The following is a 337-nucleotide window of genomic DNA, read 5'->3' on the forward strand; positions in this document are numbered from 1 at the left end:
TCATTTGCGGATGCCTGCACCCCTTTGGCGTTGATGGCACCCGCGAGTTTGTTTTTTAACTCAACGCCAGATTGCTTTACTTGATCAAGCTCCGATATAACGTTTTGCCATGGTAACCAATTACCGGCATCTTTCTTGCGCTGGTAATAACTATGGCCGCCGGCAAAAACGTAAGCATTTTGTATACAATACAGATGATTATGGCGGATCACCTCTACATAATACCATCCCTTGCCTGGTGCATTAGGCGCATCAACTACCTGATACCAACCTGTTGATAGATCGGCATTTAAATCTCCTGTCATGGTAGCATTGCCATCGTCAGCGGTTACTCTGA

At 45.7% G+C, this 337-nt stretch carries 1 protein-coding gene; it reads right to left on the minus strand.

Going from position 1 to position 337, the window contains the following annotated elements; genetic code table 11:
* On the minus strand, positions 1–305 hold a 305-nt coding region (locus PPOP_RS22970; protein WP_042229521.1), incomplete at its 3' end, for a pyocin knob domain-containing protein.
* Positions 306–337: the final 32 nt, after the last annotated feature.

Origin of the sequence: Paenibacillus popilliae ATCC 14706 (assembly GCF_000315235.1) — a bacterium.
Taxonomy (GTDB): domain Bacteria; phylum Bacillota; class Bacilli; order Paenibacillales; family Paenibacillaceae; genus Paenibacillus_B; species Paenibacillus_B popilliae.